The sequence below is a fragment of the Advenella sp. genome (assembly GCF_052108595.1).
Classification (GTDB): Bacteria; Pseudomonadota; Gammaproteobacteria; order Burkholderiales; family Burkholderiaceae_B; genus Advenella.
The window spans coordinates 20,016-35,905 of sequence record NZ_JBQEAU010000034.1 but is presented as its reverse complement, the minus strand read 5'-3'; the positions used below and the strand labels follow the sequence as shown (position 1 = coordinate 35,905).

The following is a 15,890-nucleotide window of genomic DNA, read 5'->3' as shown; positions in this document are numbered from 1 at the left end:
GCTTCAAGGAATACAAATATTAGACCTTAGCAAAGTTCTTGCCGGCCCGTTATGCGGACAGTACCTTGGCGATCTTGGCGCCGATGTCATTAAAGTCGAGCCGCCCGGCTCCGGCGATGAAACGCGCGGTTGGTTACCCCAAAAAGACGGGGAATCGGCTTCGTTTATGGCGGTCAACCATAACAAGCGGGGCCTTGCTCTGGATTTGAAGTCTCCGGAAGGCAAACAAATCGTTCGCGAATTGGTGACGCGCGCTGACGTGGTCATACAGGGGTTCGGCGCCGGTACGGCGCAGCGACTTGGCGTTGACTACCAGAGCTTGCGCGACATCAACTCCAACCTTATTTATTGCGAAATATCAGGATACGGGCGCGATGGCCCCTGGGGCGACGAGCCTGGATACGATGTCATGTTGCAGGCGTTCAGTGGCATGATCAGCACTATTGGTCAGAAAGACGGCCCCCAGGCGCGCGTTAGCTTCTCTCCGGTGGATCTGGGAACAGGGTTGCACGCTGTCTCCGGTATTCTGGCAGCTGTACTGCACAAAAAAAATACGGGGCAGGGAGGCTATATAGAAGTGTCCTTGCTGGATACCGCCATGGGGTTTATGGGATATATGTCTCATAACTATTGGTTTTCAGGCGTTGCGCCGTCCAGAATGGGCACTGCGCATCCGTCACTATGTCCTTATCAGGCGTTTCGTACCAAAGATGGGGAATTGATGCTCGGTGTTGGCAACGATCGGCTTTGGCAGCGCTTTTGTCAGGAGGCGGGCTTGGCACATTATGCCGACGATCCTGATTTCAGTACGAATGCGCAGCGGGTGAATCGCTTTGAGCAAACCTGCGCGCTGGTCCAGGCAGTACTGGACCAAGATACGACGCAATCCTGGCTATCACGGCTGCGTCGCGCCGGTGTTCCTGTCGCGCCGTTGCATACGCTTGATCAGGCACTGTCGCACGAACAGGTCAAGGCAAGGAATATTGTGGTTCAAAGCAAGCATCCGACATTGGGAGACTTGCAACATATCGCCTATCCGGTCACCTTCAATAATGAACCTCGAGGCGTGAGCCGAACGCCGCCGTTGCTGGGGGAGCATAGCTCGGAGATCCTGGAAGAGATCGGCTATTCGACAGATGCAATAGTGCGCCTGATCGAAAAAGGCGTTGTCGGCTGTGTTTGAACCGTCAAGGCTGGCGTCATCTACGTCTGATCTTGCGGGATGCTTGCTCATTGGGTACCGGCCGTGCCTGCCTTCGCCCTCACCGCAGTGCGGCGCGCTCTTTGAGCGCCGGGCCGGATTGCCCAAAATGATCCCTGATCGCATTTGTGAAATTGCTGCGGTGATGAAATTTGCGTTCCAGAATGCCGATGCGACGGTAGATTCGGGTCGGTGACAGGTCTACGAACAACAGTTTTTCATCCTGTTCCCAATTGAGGTTGGCCAGTTTTGGGACAATGGAAACGCCATATCCCTGGCGCACCAGTTCGATAATGGCCTCGATCGAGTTCATTTCCATTTGGATATCCACACTGACGGCCAGCTTTTTGAGCGTCTGCCTGATCAGAATGCCGGTCCAGGTCATCTGGTCAAAATGAATGAATGGCGCATGGTTCAGAATGTCTATTGACGGATCACTGCTCTGATCCGCCAAAGTAAAAAACGGCTTGCGGGGAATGATCAGAATCATGGGTTCTGCGTAAAGCGGCGTCCAGATCAGCTCCTTGTATGCATATTCCGGCGGCTCGGTGGCAATGGCTGCATCCAGCTGACCGCTGGTGATCTTGTGGGCGAAATCGCCGGACTGCCCCGCGAACACTTTGACATCCAGCTCTGGATTGTTCTTGCGGATTGACCACAGCGCATCCGAGAAAGACCCCATCAGGCTGGAGATCAGCGCGCCGATGTGCACCGTGCCGGTAAGCTGGCCATGTCGGCCATCCCCGCTTTTGATGATTTCTTCATATTTAACCAACAGTTCCTGAACGTCCTTAAGCAGTGCTTCGCCATAGTGGTTCAGCACAAGCTGATGCCCGTTCTTATGGAACAGTGGCGCTTCCAGCGTGTTTTCCATCATTTTGATCTGCTGGCCGACGGCGGCAGAGGTCAGGCCAATTTTCCTGCCGGCGCCGGTATAGGAACCGCATTCAGCGACCGCGACAAACACGTTGAAGGTTCTTAAAGTAATCATAAATTTAAAATTTAATTTTAAATAATTAAAAAATTAATGGTTTTACTTTAAATTAAATTTAAACAATAATCAATGAAATAATAAAACTGCATGTCGTGTTCATGACAGTAGATACAAAAAAACGACTTTATTCTGCCAACCCTGGCTTCGAGCATGAAGCCAGCCACTAAGGAAGAGACAAAAATGAAGACCATACACAATCGTGCAGTAGGCAGTTTTTTCGGAAGCGTTGCCGGTGTCGCCATCGCCTGTAGCCTGGCCGCTCCGGCATTTGCCAGCGAATGGCCACAACAGCCGGTACGCCTGGTCGTGCCGTTTGCGGCGGGTGGCGCCACCGATATTATTTCCCGCGTACTGGCCCAGGAGCTGGGCGATACCTGGAAGCAGACCGTCGTGGTAGAGAACAAGGTAGGCGCAGGCGGTGCGGTGGGCGCCTCGCAAGTGGCGCGCGCCAAGCCCGATGGCCACACCATGCTGATGATCTCGGGCAGCATGTTCACCGTCAACCCTTATTTGTACAAAAAACTGCCCTACAGTGTCGCGGATTTTCAGCCGGTCAGCATCGTTACCACCGGGCCGCTGCTTCTGGCGGTCAATAAGAACGTGCCGGCCAGCAACCTGAAGACATTTTTGGACTATGCCAAAAAGAATGGGGCCGCAACCAATTTCGGCTCGGCGGGGGTGGGCAGCCAGGGCCATATGGCGTCCGAAGCCATCATGAACGCCACGGACGCGACCATGACCCACATTCCTTATGGAGGCGAATCTGCAGCGCTGACCGATCTGGTGGCCGGGCAGATCCAGGTGATTACCGCCAATCTTTCTGCGACGCTGCCATTCGTGCGCTCGGGCGACATCAAGGCCCTGGCCGTTACCGGTGATAAGCGCTCCAAGAGCCTGCCCGATGTGCCAAGCATGCAGGAGCAACTGGGCACAGACTTTGATGTGGTGGGGTGGTTCGGCATTGTCGTGCCCAAAAATACACCGGAAAAGGTTGTGGCACGGATTGAAGAGGGCATCAAAACGGCGATCGCCTCCAGCCGCATGATGCAAAAGTTTGCGGAGCTGGGCCTGGAGCAGGCTGAAATAGGCGCGGCGTACATGAATGGCAGGGTCAAAAAGGAGTCAGTCTTCTGGAAGAAGATTATTGCAGAGCAGAAAATCGAATCGAAATAATGATTTAGAAAAACCAATATTTATTTGTATCTGAGTGGGATGTTATGGAAAAGATGCTGGCGGTAAAAATCTGGCGCGGCGAAGAGAGCGGAGAGTATGTCACTTATCATATTCCGTCCAGGGAGAACCAGACTGTACTGGACGTGGTGACAGAGATTCAGCGGCAGGTGGACCCTACGCTGGCTTACCGCTTCTCCTGTCGGGTTGGCGTCTGTGGCAGCTGTGCGATGACCGTCAATGGCAAGCCAAGATGGACGTGCAGAAGCCATGTGAAAAATGTCGTGAAAAATAACACGATTGTGCTTGAACCGCTGCGCAATATGCCGCGTATCAAGGATCTGGTCGTCGATATGACGGAATTCTTTGATAAATGGAAAAAGGCCGGCGGCGAGTTCATCGGCACCCGGACACGCCACCAAAGGCCTGCGCTTGTGGATCCTGCCAGCAAGGCCAGAAAACAGGCTGACGCCGCCATCGAGTGCATCAACTGTGCGGTCTGTTATGCCGCCTGTGATGTGGTTGAGTGGGATAAGGACTATGTTGGCCCTGCCGCGCTCAATCGCGCCTGGAGCCTGGTCAATGACGAGCGTCATGCGGACCCCAAAGGGGTGCTTGAAAAGTCGATGGCCGATGGCGGCTGCAATTCCTGTCATACCCAGGGCAGCTGCATGAAGCATTGCCCCGTTGGCTTAAGCCCCACAGGCAGTATCGCCGGCTTGAAAAAGCGCTCGCTGTTCGAGTTTCTTGGCGGGAAATAGCCATGGAAATGAAACTTTTTCTATTGCAGCGACTGACGGCCATGATCATGGTGCCGTTTATTTTTGTGCATATCGGCGTGATCATCTATGCGGTGCGTGGCGGCCTGAGTGCCGAGGAAATTCTGGGACGTACCCAGGGCAACGGGTGGTGGATTGCCTTTTACACTTTGTTCGTGATCAGCGCCTCTATCCATGCACCCATTGGTATTCGCAAAGTGCTCAAGGAGTGGGCCGGCTTGTCGTATTCCGTGCTCAATCTGCTGGCATTGGCGCTGGGCCTGCTGTTTCTTGTGCTCGGCTTGCGGGCCGTGGTCGCGGTAGGAGGGCTGGCATGGTAAGGAGCGTTCATAAACACAAAGCCTATTTTGCCTTTTTGGGGCACAGGATTTCCGGTCTGCTGCTGGGCATCTTTCTTCCCATTCATTTTTATGTACTGGGGCTGGCGCTGGAGCAGACCGATAAATTTGACCGGTTTCTGAAGTTTTCCGAATTGCCGGGCGTTAAGGTTGCCGAATGGGGTCTGGTGCTGTTGCTGGCCATTCATCTGAGTTTCGGACTGCGGATATTGGTTATTGAGTTTGTGCAGTGGCCAACGCCAGGGTCAATACGGTTGAACTGGATCAGTTGGGGTGTGGTGTTCAGCGTCGTCATTGGCGCAGTGTTTCTTGCAGGGGTATTCGGGTCATGAACGTGGAAAATTTGAAAACGGATATTCTTATCCTTGGCAGTGGCGGCGCGGGTCTGTTTGCTGCGCTGCATGCAAAGCAGGCCAATCCGAATCTGGATGTCACGATCGCGGTCAAGGGTCTGATCGGAAAAAGCGGCTGTACGCGGATGGTGCAGGGGGGCTATAACGTTGCCCTGGCCGAAGGCGACTCGGTGGAGCGCCATTTCATGGACACCATCGAAGGCGGCAAATGGTTGCCTCGCCAGGATCTGGCCTGGCGCCTGGTAACCGGCGCAGTGGAGCGGGTACAGGAGCTGGAAAATGAAATCGGCTGCTTTTTTGATCGCAACCCAGATGGCACGCTGCATCAGAAAGCATTTGCCGGACAGACGTTTGACCGGACGGTGCATAAGTCAGACCTGACCGGCATTGAAATTATCAATCGCCTGATGGAAAAGGTCAGGGCGCTGGATGTCAATCGTCTTGAAGAGCATCGGGCGATCGAGTTGATCCCCGCTGCTGACGGCTCCGGTATTTCAGGTGTGTTGTTTATTGATATGCGCAGCGGCGGATACCGCTTTGTGCAGGCCAAGGCTGTGCTGCTGAGCACGGGCGCGGGGCCGACCATGTATCTGTATCACACGCCGTCAGGCGAGAAAACCTGTGACGGCCTGGCCATGGCGCTGCGCTATGGCCTGAAATTGCGCGATATGGAAATGGTGCAGTTTCATCCGACAGGCCTGCTGGGCGGGCCCGATACGCGCATGACCGGTACGGTGCTTGAGGAAGGCCTGCGCGGCGCCGGTGGTTATTTGATCAATGGCGCAGGAGAACGCTTCATGAGCAATTATCACGAACGGGGCGAACGCGCCACGCGTGATGTGGTCAGTCGCGGGATTTATGCAGAAATGCGCGCCGGGCGAACCAGCCCCATGGGTGGCGTGTACATCCAGATGTCGCATCTGGGCGTGGAGCACGTACGCAAGTCGTTCCCGGGCATGGTGCAGCGTTGCGGCGATTGCGGCTTCGATCTGGCCGGCGGGCAGGTTGAGGTGGTGCCTACGGCGCATTATTTGATGGGCGGCGTGGAGTTTGAAGTGGACTGCTCAACCGCCTCTCCCGGCCTATTTGCCGCTGGAGAAGATTGTGGTGGCGTGCATGGCGCCAACCGCCTGGGCGGCAACGGTGTAGCCAATTCAACGGTGTTCGGCGGCATCGCCGGCGACTCGATGGCCGAATACGTCCGCAAGGAGGGAAGCTGGAGGCAGCCCGATCAATCTGTGATCGAAGCCGGTATCGCCCGTGCCGAATTTCCGTTTTCGAGAAAGGCCGAAATGACGCTGCCGCTGCGCGATGCCTTGTCAAAAACCATGTGGAACGATGTGGGTATTTTGCGAACGAAAGAAGGCATAGAGAAGGGCATTGCCAGCATCGCCAGCCATCATGACGCATTGCGTTCGATTGGCGTGGCCGACGGGCAGCGCAGGTTCAATCTGAGCTGGCATGACTGGCTTAACCTGGAGAGCCTGACGACAATTTCAAAAGTGATTGCAACGGCGGCGCTGGCCAGGAGCGATAGCAGGGGCGCGCATTTCAGGGAAGATTATCCGGAAACCGGCGATCTGGACACCACGGCCTACACCAGTGTCAGCGGCCGTGATGACAACCTTGAACTGCAGATGGTTCCGGTCAAGTTCGATATCGTCTCCCCAGGCAATACCTTGATTCGCGAAGAGGCAGAAAAATGTGCGTGAACGCAAACGGATATCAGGAGACAGATAATGGCAATTGACATAAATACGATCGAGCAGGCAGCGCTGGAAATCATGAAGCGCGCGGCCATCGATATTCCCGAAGATTACAGCGAAGGGATCAAGGCGATGCAGCAAACGGAGACGGGCAAGCTGCCCCGCTTCGTGCTGCACGCTATGGTGGACAATTGGGATGCGGCCACCAAGGACCGTCGCCCCATGTGCGCCGATACCGGGGTGCCGCGCTATTACGTGAAAATGGGCAACAACGCCAGTGTGCAATCGGGGTTCATCGGCATCGAGCGGGCATTGCGCAAGGCAACCGCAGACGCCACGGTGGCGATTCCCTTGAGGCCAAACAGGGTGCATCCGTTGTGGCGCACCGAACACAACAACAACGTCGGGATCAATGCGCCGGAGATCGAGTGGTCATTCGAGCCCGACGCAGACTGGGTGGATATCACCACAGTACATAAAGGCGGGCTGTTCGGTACCGACTATCGCATGCTGTTTCCGGGTGACGGGATTGACGGCATCAAGCGCTTTGTCCTGGACGGGCTGATTGCATTCGGCAAACGCGGGCTGGCCTGCCAACCGGCGATCGTTGGCATCGGTATTGGCGGCTCCAAGGATACCTGTATGCAATTGGGCAAACAGGCGGCGTGTCTAAGAACCGTGGGCAACCGTAATCCCGATCCGAAAATTGCAGAGCTGGAAATGGAGCTGAAAAAACTTGGCAACTCGATCGGCATGGGTGCGATGGGCTTTGTGGGGTCGTCCATGGTGGTCGATTGTCATATCGAAGTGGGCTACACCCATACGGGCGGCATGCCTGTCAGTATTCACACCTTCTGCCTGTCTTCGCGACGGGCGACCGCCAGGATTCATGCAGACGGGCGTGTTGAATATCGTACCAATCCGGAATGGTTTACGCCTTATATGAGAAGGGAGACAGTCGAATGGAACCGATAAGCAACCAGGATACAGAGAACAACAAAGATGAAGATCTGAAGGTGTTCAGAATCAATCTTCCGGCCACACCCGAAGATATCGCCAGCCTGGAAATCGGCTCGGTGGTCTACATGAGCGGCGTGGTCTACACAGCCAGGGAAGGCGTTTATCAGAAAGTCCTGGGTGACGGCCAGGCGCTACCCGTAGACTTGAAAACGCTTACCAACGTTAATTTCCACTGTTCGCCGGCGGCCGCCGTTACGCCAGATGGCCAGTACAACGTGGGCGCTGTCACGGCAACCGCCAGTTTTCGGTTCTCCAAGTGGATGGCCAACTGGCTTGAGCTGACAGGGACGAAAATTGTCATCGGCAAGGGCGGCATGCCACACGACGATTACGCCAATATCATGGTGCCGCATGGGGCTGTCTATCTGACCACCGTCGGCTACGGTACCGGCGCGCTTCTGGGCCGCGGCATCAAGCAGGTTCGCGATGTGTTCTGGCTGGATGAATTGGGAATCGCGCAGGCCATGTGGCTGTTTGAAGTGGAGGATTTCGGCCCCTTTATCGTGGAAAGCGATATCAACGGCAATTCGCTGTTTCATCAGCACGGCGAGCAGGTCAACGCCCGCATCGATGCGCTTTACGCCGGTTTGAAGCCGCCTGCGCTGCACCGGTTTGGCGAGACCAATGATCGTAAAGACGAAGTAATGTAGGAGAGGTAACGATGAGTATTATTGATTTTCGGCTAAGGCCACCGGCTGGGCAGTTTTTGTCTACGCTCATGTATGCAAAGGGCGAGCGCCGGGACGGCTTTACCCGAACGGTTGGCTTTGAGCCGTCACCGGCGGCGCAGCAGCAGTCCATGCAGATGACCCTTGAGGAAATGGATGAAGCGGGGGTGACCCATGGCGTTGTCGTAGGCCGGCTTGCCGGCATGCTGGGCAGCATCTCCAACGACGATGTCCTGGCCTTGATGCAAGCGCATGGCAACCGATTTATTGGCGCCGCCTCCATCGACCCGACCAACAGGATCGAAGCATGCCGCAGCATTGACCAATCCATGGCTGCGGGTTTTCGCCTGATCAATATCGAACCTGGCGCCTATCCGATACCCATGTATGCCGATGATCGACGCCTTTACCCCATTTATGCCCATTGCGAAGATCACCAAATTCCCATCATCCTAATGGTGGGCGGCACGGCAGGCCCCGACCTGAGTTACTCCGACCCGATTCCGACAGACCGTATGCTGGCCGACTTTCCCAATCTGAAAGTCGTGCTCGCCCACGGCGGCTGGCCGTGGGTGACGCAGATATTGCATATCGCCTTTCGGCGCACCAATGTGTACCTGTCGCCCGATATGTATTTCTCCCGGATGGCCGGCTGGGAAGAGTATGTGAAGGCAGCCGACGGGTTCCTGGCAGACCGGATGCTCTACGCCAGTTCCTTTCCGTTTTGTCCGATCAAAGGGTATAAGGACTGGTTCGAAACCCTGCCGATACGGCAAGAGAATCGCAGGAAAATTATGGGGGAAAATGCAAGCAGGCTGCTGGGCTTGAGTAGATGAGGATGATTGCCCCCTAAACGCGTTGCTCTAACATCTGCTCATCATAGGAAAAATCATAGATATTCAAGACCTTGATACTTGCGATGGCTGGATGCAGCGGATTTAGCACAATATTACGTTCCAAGGGAAGCACTACCGAGGGGACAATAAGTCCTAACTGGCTTGCCGATTTCAGCCACTTTGTTCCAAACGACATACTGGCTCTGTCGGCAGGCAAAGAGGCCCACCCGACGGGTAATGCTTGTGGTTCGACCTCCAGATATAAGCTCGCGTCGTCCGGCAGTTCAAAGCAGGTGATTTTCAACGGAAATGTTGGACGGGCGCTGGCATGCACGAACGTTTCAAGCGCACAGATGGCCGGCGACAGGCCCATGTAAACGGCTGGTACGTCCATGTCGTTCCATCGACCGCCTTCGATCGCCGCGCCGCGGCCGGACAAATCGGTTGCCCGTTTTGCTTTTGCGACACGCCAAGCCTGCATTAAACGACTCCACCCCATTCGAGCGCGTTCAGGACGCGGCGAACCTGTTTTGCCCCTATCTCTGTTTCGCATTGCATCACGGGGCTGTTGCCGCCCAAAGCGTCGTTAGGCGCCGCCAGCCAGCGCGCTGCTTTTTGTTTGTCTTCAAAAACGTCTTCGGCCAGTATCGCGATCGAAGCTAACCGGTCCAGTCGCTCCGAGGCGACTGAGTCCAGAGGTTTCTCATCCTTTTTGCGGCGCTCATATGTTGACAATGACAGATTGAGCAAGCGCCCGATGCTTGTGGATGACATGCCGAAGGTCAATTTAGCCGCAGTGGCCCAAGATACACTCAAACCGGTCATGATGGACTGGATGCGTTGTCCTTCGCTCATCCGGGCATGGTCATGTGCCAGACGCCAGAAGGACGGTGGGGCAGGGGTTTGTTGGTTATCCCTGAGCGTACGCTGAGTTTTCATGGTAATTTATTCAATTGAAAATATTGAAAGTGTCAAATGAATTATACGCCCGTGGATGATTTTTGTCAGTTCCTCTGGCATCTGTCTGTACCGGTTAGCCCACCTAAATTTTCTGACCTTATTTCAAGCGCGATTCCTGACCATCGACTCCAACACGCCATCGCGCCTGATCAATCCATGGAACAACCCGGCGGCCAGGTGCAGTAATACCGTTGCAAACAATAAATAGGCCAGATAGCGATGGGCTGCGCGCAATACTGCAAACACGTCTGCGTTTTCCGGTGCAATGGCCGGCATAGTCCAGGTGCCGATGAGGGTGACAGGCGTGCCGCTGGCCGAGACCATCGCCCAGCCGATGAGCGGCATGGCAAACATAAGCAGGTACAGCAGCCAATGCGAGGCAAACGCGGCTCGTTTCTGCCACGCGGGCAATTGAGCCGGCAATGGCGGAGTACCCTTGATCAGGCGCACAATAAGTCGTAAGCACACGAGCAACAGAAGCACGGCGCCCAATGGCTTATGAATGGCTAACAACCAGTTGTGTCGCTCGGAAACTGAGGCGACCATACCCACCCCGATAAACAGCATCGCCAGAATCCCAGCTGCCATCAACCAATGCAGCGCTCTGGCGGCCAGACTGAAACTCGTGCCCTGGGTTTTATCAACAGAATGGTTCATTTTGAGTGCTCCGATGGGGCGGCAGAAGAGGATGGAGAGGGGCGGCTCAGGCCTTCACGGGTTCGCCGCTCGACCGAGGCGGCATAAACGGCGGATCGCGCGGGCAGCAAGGGATCGTCCGAGATTGCCATTCCTTGGGGCAGGACGGTCGGATCGAAGTTAATGTCGCGGCAAGGTCCTTGGTCCTGGGCCTGGCTTTTTTCAATCACGATCATGCCTGCATCCACCTGCCGGCGTGAATCGGGCCACGGTTTCGTGGCATCGTTGCTCGGATCGCCGGGATCGGCAACCGTCACGATCAATCGCCAGCGCAACGGTCCCTCTGACAATCGCTGACTCAGATCCTTATCCAGATAGTTCTGATCATGTTCCGGCGCAGCATCGACCGCGGCAGGTTTGCCCAGCGGTACGACGCGCCAGCGCACGTTCTGCCGGGCGCCTTCGCTATTGATAAACACAAATGCATTGAGGCTGTAGTATGCTTCAGTGGCAAAACTGGCCGATGGGCGCGCTGTCTTGACCCATTTGCGGAAATTGGCGGTTTCAGGATGAGAGGCAAAAAAGGCCTTGATCCTGGCCGGGTCCGGTTTGCCGGTTTTTGGATCGGGCGCAGTCGCTAGCTGTTGTTCATAGAAGCTTTGCGGTGTCGCAACCGGGAAAACCGGCATACTATTCATGGCGGTGCGCCACTGCTGGCCATCGGGCATGGTCAAACGCAGTGCGAAGCTGCGGATAGGCACACTGGAGTCGGGTGCATAGGGGTTGGGTCCCGGCAGTGCCAGGCGGCCAACCAATGGGGTGGTGGAGCCAGGCGAGAACATCGGTGCGCTTGACAGCGCCTGTGCCTGGCCACTGCTCTCAAAGTGACCCGTCACGCAAATCCCTTTGGCGTGATTGCGACGAAAACCTGGATGGCTCTTGCCGCCGGGTTCGAAGGTATTGGCAATGCGATCGACGGTCAGACGTTGTGGGGCGAGCCAGCCTCCTGTAAAGCCAAAGGCGGCGCCAAGGCCCAGGACGGCAACGCCGATCACGGCGAATCGTATCAGTTTTTGCCCTGCAGTCATTCCGGGCGGGCGGGTATCTTTGTTTTCCAACATCGTACTTCCCTGGCCTTGCGGCCTGTTGCACATGTGGATATAGACGACTGCGTATTTTTTTTATTCCCAAATGGAATAATATCGAATCACAAGCGTCATACAGAAGCCTTGCATTGTGTGCAATCACCCGGGCAGCATATGAACAAGCACCGAATTTTCAACCAAGAGGACAGGCAATATGATCCCCGCGCAGAGGATTTACCGCTGATGGCGGACACTGAATGCAGATGTGATGCCTCGGATGACATGTCCGATGCGTCGCTGCGCGAGCTGTTGCCCCGGCTGTACCGCTTTGCGCTGTGGCTGAGCAAAGACCCGACCACAGCAGACGATCTGGTGCAGTCAAGCATAGAGCGTGCCCTCAAATACCAGCATACCCGCAGACCAGACGGGGATTTGCGCGCGTGGCTGTTTTCCATTTTGTATCGGCAGTTCATTGATACCACACGCCACGCCAAACGCTATGCACGATTATTGGAATGGTTTCGCAAAGCCGATGATGCGCCCTCGACCGAGCGCCATGTGCAGGCCCGTGCTTCGCTGCACGCATTCGAACAGTTGCCGGAAGCGCAGCGGACCCTGTTATGGCTGGTCAGCGTGGATGGGCTCAGCTACAAGGCTGTGGCCGATATGTTTGATGTGCCGCTGGGAACCATCATGTCCCGCCTGTCCAGGGCGCGCGGCGCGTTGCGCGATGCCTGTGACGGCGAGTCCGCAAGCCATCTGAGGATATTGAAATGAATGACGATCTACACATTGACGACATGATGCGGCACGCCTACGTGGATGGGCGATTGAACGCAGAACAGCAAAAAGCGATGAGCCAATATCTTGCGGCCCACCCGCAAGAGGCGCGTGAACTGGACTCCTGGCGCAAGGACGCAGCGCAATTGCAGGCGGCATGGCAAATTGCCGAGCCGCCGTTGAATCCTGCGCTGGACCCGGCGGCTATCCGCAGGCGCTTGAAAGAACGCACAAACACGCGCTGGCAACTGGCGGCCAGCGTCTTTGTCGCGCTTTGTATCGGGGGCCTGTCGGGATGGCAGTTGCGTTCCGTACCGGCTTCGCAATTGAATTTGGCAGCTCGCCCGTTGCCCATGCAGGATGCAATTGAGGCATACCGTGTCTTTGCGGACAACCCGGCTTTGCGCGCCGATGCGCTGGCTACAGAGACGGATTTGCAGCAATGGGTGGCTGCCCATTTTTCAAATGCACAACGCTTGCCCGACCTGACCGCCAAGGGCTTTCACCCTGTTTTCGCTCGCATGTTAGTGACCGAGGAGGGCCCTGCCGCCGTCGTGATATACAAGAATGACACCGGACAGCAGACCGGGTTTTATATCCGACCGCCTGGCCCCGGCAACAAGCTGCTTGCAGAGGGGCAAAGGCAAGAAGGGCCGCTGCTCACCCGCTACTGGTCAGACCGTGGCTACAATTATGCGCTGGTCGGCAGCAGTTCCATTGTCATGAACGGTACGGGCTGATAGCCGACCGCTTTGGGGCTCGCAAATATACCGTGCCTATGAGACTTCCTGTATTTCGTATTGCCTTTGAATCGAGCCGGTTTCAACGCCCCAGCTGGATTTTTTTGTTCGTTCCTGATGGGCTTCAAAGCTTTTTTGATCCGCAAACAATTCCTCAACCGTCCACACCAATGGGTCAGCAGTTTCTTTCACTTCAAAAGCTACGCATCCGGGCTCATTTATTGTCAACAGGATGTGTTCAGGAAGAAAACGGCGGACTGATTCGGATTCTTCAAGGGTTTTACAGATTAGTTGTCCACTCAGTTTGATCACGCGTACTCCGATTTCGCACAAGGTCGAAGCCCGCCGTATCCGGCAGGCTGAGGGTAGCGATGATTTTATCTTGTTTTGCCGGTCAGCGGCCCGTGTAAGCGGGCTACAGCCATTGGTACGGTACAGGCGTCTCGGACCCTAAGGTTTTTATTGCTCAATCGTTGCTTACAGTCGGACTCCAGGCCATCCTGAAATGTACGCAACGAGTGAAGCTCGCCTGTAACGCCCAGCGCAGTCTTGCGTGTAATCAGAACTGCACTGTCGCCCCGTCTTCGGGGATCTGCACGCGATCCTGGATGCCCTTTTCCTGCGCATATGCCTTTAACTCTTTACGGGTCTGGGCCATATGGTTGATTGCATCCATATGCGTGGCGACAATCGTTGCCTGCGGGGCTACCCGAGAAGCGCGCAGCACGTCTTCCTTGCCCATGATAATGGAATCTTCAAAGTCGCTCATCATGGCATACCCGGCATTGATTACGATGACTTGCGGATCGTACTGAGCCAGCGCCTGGTCCACTTCGTCGCGCCAGATAGTGTCACCCACAAGATACAGTGTCTTGTGACCAGGCGCCTGGAAAACGACGCCCATGGCTGGGCCAAGCGCCTTGGCCACTTCTGGTACGGCATACATTTGATCTGTGCCATGTTGTCCGCCGGTCTTGCGCAGCGTTACGCCACCAAACTCGACCTTATCGGACAGGATGCGCACGTTGGTAAAGCCTTGTTTGCGAATCATTGTTGCATCGGCCTGATTCTGTGCAAAAAGCGGAATGTCTTTGGGCAGCAGTTTCTGGGCGGCCTCATCCCAGTGATCCAGATGGGTGTGGGTGATGATGACTGCATCGACGCCGGCAATGACATCCTTCTCGGACATCGGCAGTTCGACCAGCGGGTTGCGCAAGTTGCTGCGGTAGGTCCCTTCAAAACCCGGGTAGGTGCCTTTTTTGGCCAGCATCGGGTCAATTAGAAAAGTGGTGTCGGCGTACGTGATTTTTACCGTGGCGTTGCGAATCTGCTGCAACTGCACTTGTTCTGTGGTGGGGGCGGCAGTGGTTGCCTTGGTTTGGGCAAATGCAGCGCCCGTGGTCAGGCTCAGGGCCAGCGCCAGGGAACTGATGATCGTTTTCATAGACATGTAGCTACTCCGATGTATCGCTTGATTAAAGAAGAGCCTCTATTGTGTGGTCGGCAGGTATTTTGCAAAAGTGGCCTGAATGACAATAATAGATAAAAACAGGCCAAAGCATGGTTAATTTTATGGCCTGAAACAATATATAGGTTAAAATCAGGTCAATCCTCCATTCCTATCGGTTGTTTACTCATGTCCTGTATTCGCGTGGCCGTATTGGCCTTTGATGACGTCAGCCTTTTTCACCTCTCGGTTCCCGGCCTTGTCCTGGGCGCCAATAACGAGTCAGGTCCGGCTCGATACAAACTGCAGTACGTTGCTCTGACGCCTGGTCAGATACGCACTGATCAGGGGGTCATGATCGAGGTGCCGGATGGTCTGCAGGCTTTGCAGCAGGCCGATATCATTATTGTTCCCGCCTGGAGCGACCCGCAAGTGCCTGCGCCCCAGGAACTCACCACTGCACTGCGCCAAGCACACGCCAACGGCAAGCTGATCGTGGGTTTGTGTCTTGGAGCATTTGTGCTGGGCGATGCAGGCTTGCTCGATGGCAGAGAGGCGACCACGCATTGGGTGGCGCGCGACGTGTTTGCGCGGCGTTTTCCGCAGACTTTGTTTCGTCCTGACGTGCTTTATGTGGCCGATGACAACATTGTTACGTCTGCCGGCACCGTTGCCGCCATTGACTGCTGCCTGCATTTGCTGCGCGAGCATCAAGGGTACGAGGCGACAAACCATGTCGCCAGGCTGCTGGTGACGCCGCCCCATCGACCTGGCGGACAGGCGCAGTATATTGAGCGACCCGTCCCAAAACTTGCCGACAATAATCGTTTGCCTGGCGTGCTGGAATGGGCGCGCGAGCATCTGCAGGAGCCGTTGTCGCTGGATACGCTTGCCAGCGTGGCCAAGATGAGCCGGCGCACCTTCACCCGACGCTTCCGGGAAGCAACCGGCACAACCGTCAACCGGTGGCTTAATACCGAGCGGGTTGCCCGGGCACAGCATTTGCTGGAGACAACAGATTTGTCTATTGAACGCATCACAGCAGAAGCGGGCTTTGGGACAACCCTGGCCCTGCGCCAGCAATTTGCCGCCCAACTGGGCACCTCGCCATCGAACTATCGGCGCAATTTTTGCAAAACCGCGAGCGAGGCGGTGCTGGCGTAGTTGGATTTTAGCG

At 55.6% G+C, this 15,890-nt stretch carries 19 protein-coding genes; 12 read left to right on the top strand and 7 right to left on the bottom strand.

Translation table 11 applies throughout. From position 1 onward, the window contains the following. The coding region (locus ACTIKR_RS08330) for a CaiB/BaiF CoA transferase family protein (RefSeq protein WP_442327595.1) at nucleotides 1–1,183 on the top strand (1,183 nt) is incomplete at its 5' end. 79 nt (nucleotides 1,184–1,262) lie between these two features. Here the strand turns inward: ACTIKR_RS08330 and ACTIKR_RS08325 are convergent. Beyond that, nucleotides 1,263–2,192, bottom strand: a complete 930-nt coding sequence (locus ACTIKR_RS08325) for a LysR family transcriptional regulator (protein ID WP_193089926.1) — start codon at nucleotides 2,190–2,192, stop codon at nucleotides 1,263–1,265. 183 nt (nucleotides 2,193–2,375) lie between these two features. Between ACTIKR_RS08325 and ACTIKR_RS08320 the strand changes: the two genes are divergently transcribed. The 8 genes from ACTIKR_RS08320 to ACTIKR_RS08285 are packed head-to-tail and all read left to right on the top strand — an operon-like array spanning nucleotide 2,376 to nucleotide 9,065. Then, on the top strand, nucleotides 2,376–3,368 hold the full coding sequence (locus ACTIKR_RS08320) for a Bug family tripartite tricarboxylate transporter substrate binding protein (RefSeq protein ID WP_442327594.1): 993 nt from the start codon (nucleotides 2,376–2,378) through the stop codon (nucleotides 3,366–3,368). Between the two features lie 44 nt (nucleotides 3,369–3,412). Then, nucleotides 3,413–4,126 (top strand): succinate dehydrogenase/fumarate reductase iron-sulfur subunit, encoded by a 714-nt coding sequence (locus tag ACTIKR_RS08315; protein ID WP_193089928.1) that lies wholly within the window; start codon nucleotides 3,413–3,415, stop codon nucleotides 4,124–4,126. 2 nt (nucleotides 4,127–4,128) lie between these two features. Next, a complete protein-coding gene (locus tag ACTIKR_RS08310) occupies nucleotides 4,129–4,464 on the top strand; it encodes a succinate dehydrogenase (RefSeq protein WP_193089929.1) in 336 nt (111 codons plus the stop codon). Then, complete coding sequence (locus tag ACTIKR_RS08305) at nucleotides 4,458–4,814, top strand: succinate dehydrogenase (protein WP_193089930.1); 357 nt, start codon at nucleotides 4,458–4,460, stop codon at nucleotides 4,812–4,814. Before ACTIKR_RS08310 ends, ACTIKR_RS08305 begins: the two co-directional genes overlap by 7 nt. Continuing rightward, entirely contained in the window at nucleotides 4,811–6,547 is a 1,737-nt protein-coding gene (locus ACTIKR_RS08300) for an L-aspartate oxidase (protein WP_193089931.1), read from the top strand. The genes ACTIKR_RS08305 and ACTIKR_RS08300 overlap by 4 nt, the downstream gene beginning before the upstream one ends. A 27-nt stretch (nucleotides 6,548–6,574) precedes the next feature. After that, a complete protein-coding gene (locus tag ACTIKR_RS08295) occupies nucleotides 6,575–7,516 on the top strand; it encodes a fumarate hydratase (RefSeq protein WP_193089932.1) in 942 nt (313 codons plus the stop codon). Then, complete coding sequence (locus ACTIKR_RS08290) at nucleotides 7,504–8,211, top strand: fumarate hydratase C-terminal domain-containing protein (protein WP_193089933.1); 708 nt, start codon at nucleotides 7,504–7,506, stop codon at nucleotides 8,209–8,211. Before ACTIKR_RS08295 ends, ACTIKR_RS08290 begins: the two co-directional genes overlap by 13 nt. A gap of 11 nt (nucleotides 8,212–8,222) precedes the next feature. Further along, a complete protein-coding gene (locus tag ACTIKR_RS08285; protein ID WP_442327593.1) occupies nucleotides 8,223–9,065 on the top strand; it encodes an amidohydrolase family protein in 843 nt (280 codons plus the stop codon). Between the two features lie 13 nt (nucleotides 9,066–9,078). Here ACTIKR_RS08285 and ACTIKR_RS08280 read toward each other — a convergent pair whose 3' ends face one another. The 4 genes from ACTIKR_RS08280 to ACTIKR_RS08265 form a co-directional block, all read right to left on the bottom strand. Next, nucleotides 9,079–9,546 carry an RES family NAD+ phosphorylase gene (locus tag ACTIKR_RS08280; RefSeq protein ID WP_193089935.1) on the bottom strand — a complete coding sequence of 156 codons (468 nt, stop codon included), beginning with the start codon at nucleotides 9,544–9,546 and terminating at the stop codon, nucleotides 9,079–9,081. Further along, a complete protein-coding gene (gene parS, locus ACTIKR_RS08275) occupies nucleotides 9,546–10,004 on the bottom strand; it encodes a type II RES/Xre toxin-antitoxin system antitoxin (RefSeq protein ID WP_226817218.1) in 459 nt (152 codons plus the stop codon). The genes ACTIKR_RS08280 and parS overlap by 1 nt, the downstream gene beginning before the upstream one ends. Nucleotides 10,005–10,127: 123 nt before the next feature. Next, nucleotides 10,128–10,682: a cytochrome b gene (locus ACTIKR_RS08270; protein ID WP_193089936.1), complete on the bottom strand. Its 555-nt coding sequence runs from the start codon at nucleotides 10,680–10,682 to the stop codon at nucleotides 10,128–10,130. Next, nucleotides 10,679–11,782 carry a catalase family peroxidase gene (locus ACTIKR_RS08265; RefSeq protein WP_193089937.1) on the bottom strand — a complete coding sequence of 368 codons (1,104 nt, stop codon included), beginning with the start codon at nucleotides 11,780–11,782 and terminating at the stop codon, nucleotides 10,679–10,681. Before ACTIKR_RS08265 ends, ACTIKR_RS08270 begins: the two co-directional genes overlap by 4 nt. Before the next feature lie 207 nt (nucleotides 11,783–11,989). Between ACTIKR_RS08265 and ACTIKR_RS08260 the strand changes: the two genes are divergently transcribed. Beyond that, complete coding sequence (locus ACTIKR_RS08260; protein ID WP_226817220.1) at nucleotides 11,990–12,523, top strand: sigma-70 family RNA polymerase sigma factor; 534 nt, start codon at nucleotides 11,990–11,992, stop codon at nucleotides 12,521–12,523. Further along, complete coding sequence (locus tag ACTIKR_RS08255) at nucleotides 12,520–13,266, top strand: anti-sigma factor family protein (protein ID WP_193089938.1); 747 nt, start codon at nucleotides 12,520–12,522, stop codon at nucleotides 13,264–13,266. Before ACTIKR_RS08260 ends, ACTIKR_RS08255 begins: the two co-directional genes overlap by 4 nt. Before the next feature lie 36 nt (nucleotides 13,267–13,302). Here the strand turns inward: ACTIKR_RS08255 and ACTIKR_RS08250 are convergent, their stop codons facing one another. Further along, a complete protein-coding gene (locus ACTIKR_RS08250; RefSeq protein WP_193089939.1) occupies nucleotides 13,303–13,578 on the bottom strand; it encodes a putative quinol monooxygenase in 276 nt (91 codons plus the stop codon). Nucleotides 13,579–13,825: 247 nt separating this feature from the next. Further along, nucleotides 13,826–14,716 (bottom strand): MBL fold metallo-hydrolase, encoded by an 891-nt coding sequence (locus tag ACTIKR_RS08245; protein ID WP_193089940.1) that lies wholly within the window; start codon nucleotides 14,714–14,716, stop codon nucleotides 13,826–13,828. A gap of 186 nt (nucleotides 14,717–14,902) precedes the next feature. Between ACTIKR_RS08245 and ACTIKR_RS08240 the strand changes: the two genes are divergently transcribed. After that, nucleotides 14,903–15,877 carry a GlxA family transcriptional regulator gene (locus ACTIKR_RS08240; RefSeq protein ID WP_193089941.1) on the top strand — a complete coding sequence of 325 codons (975 nt, stop codon included), beginning with the start codon at nucleotides 14,903–14,905 and terminating at the stop codon, nucleotides 15,875–15,877. Nucleotides 15,878–15,890 lie beyond the last annotated feature (13 nt).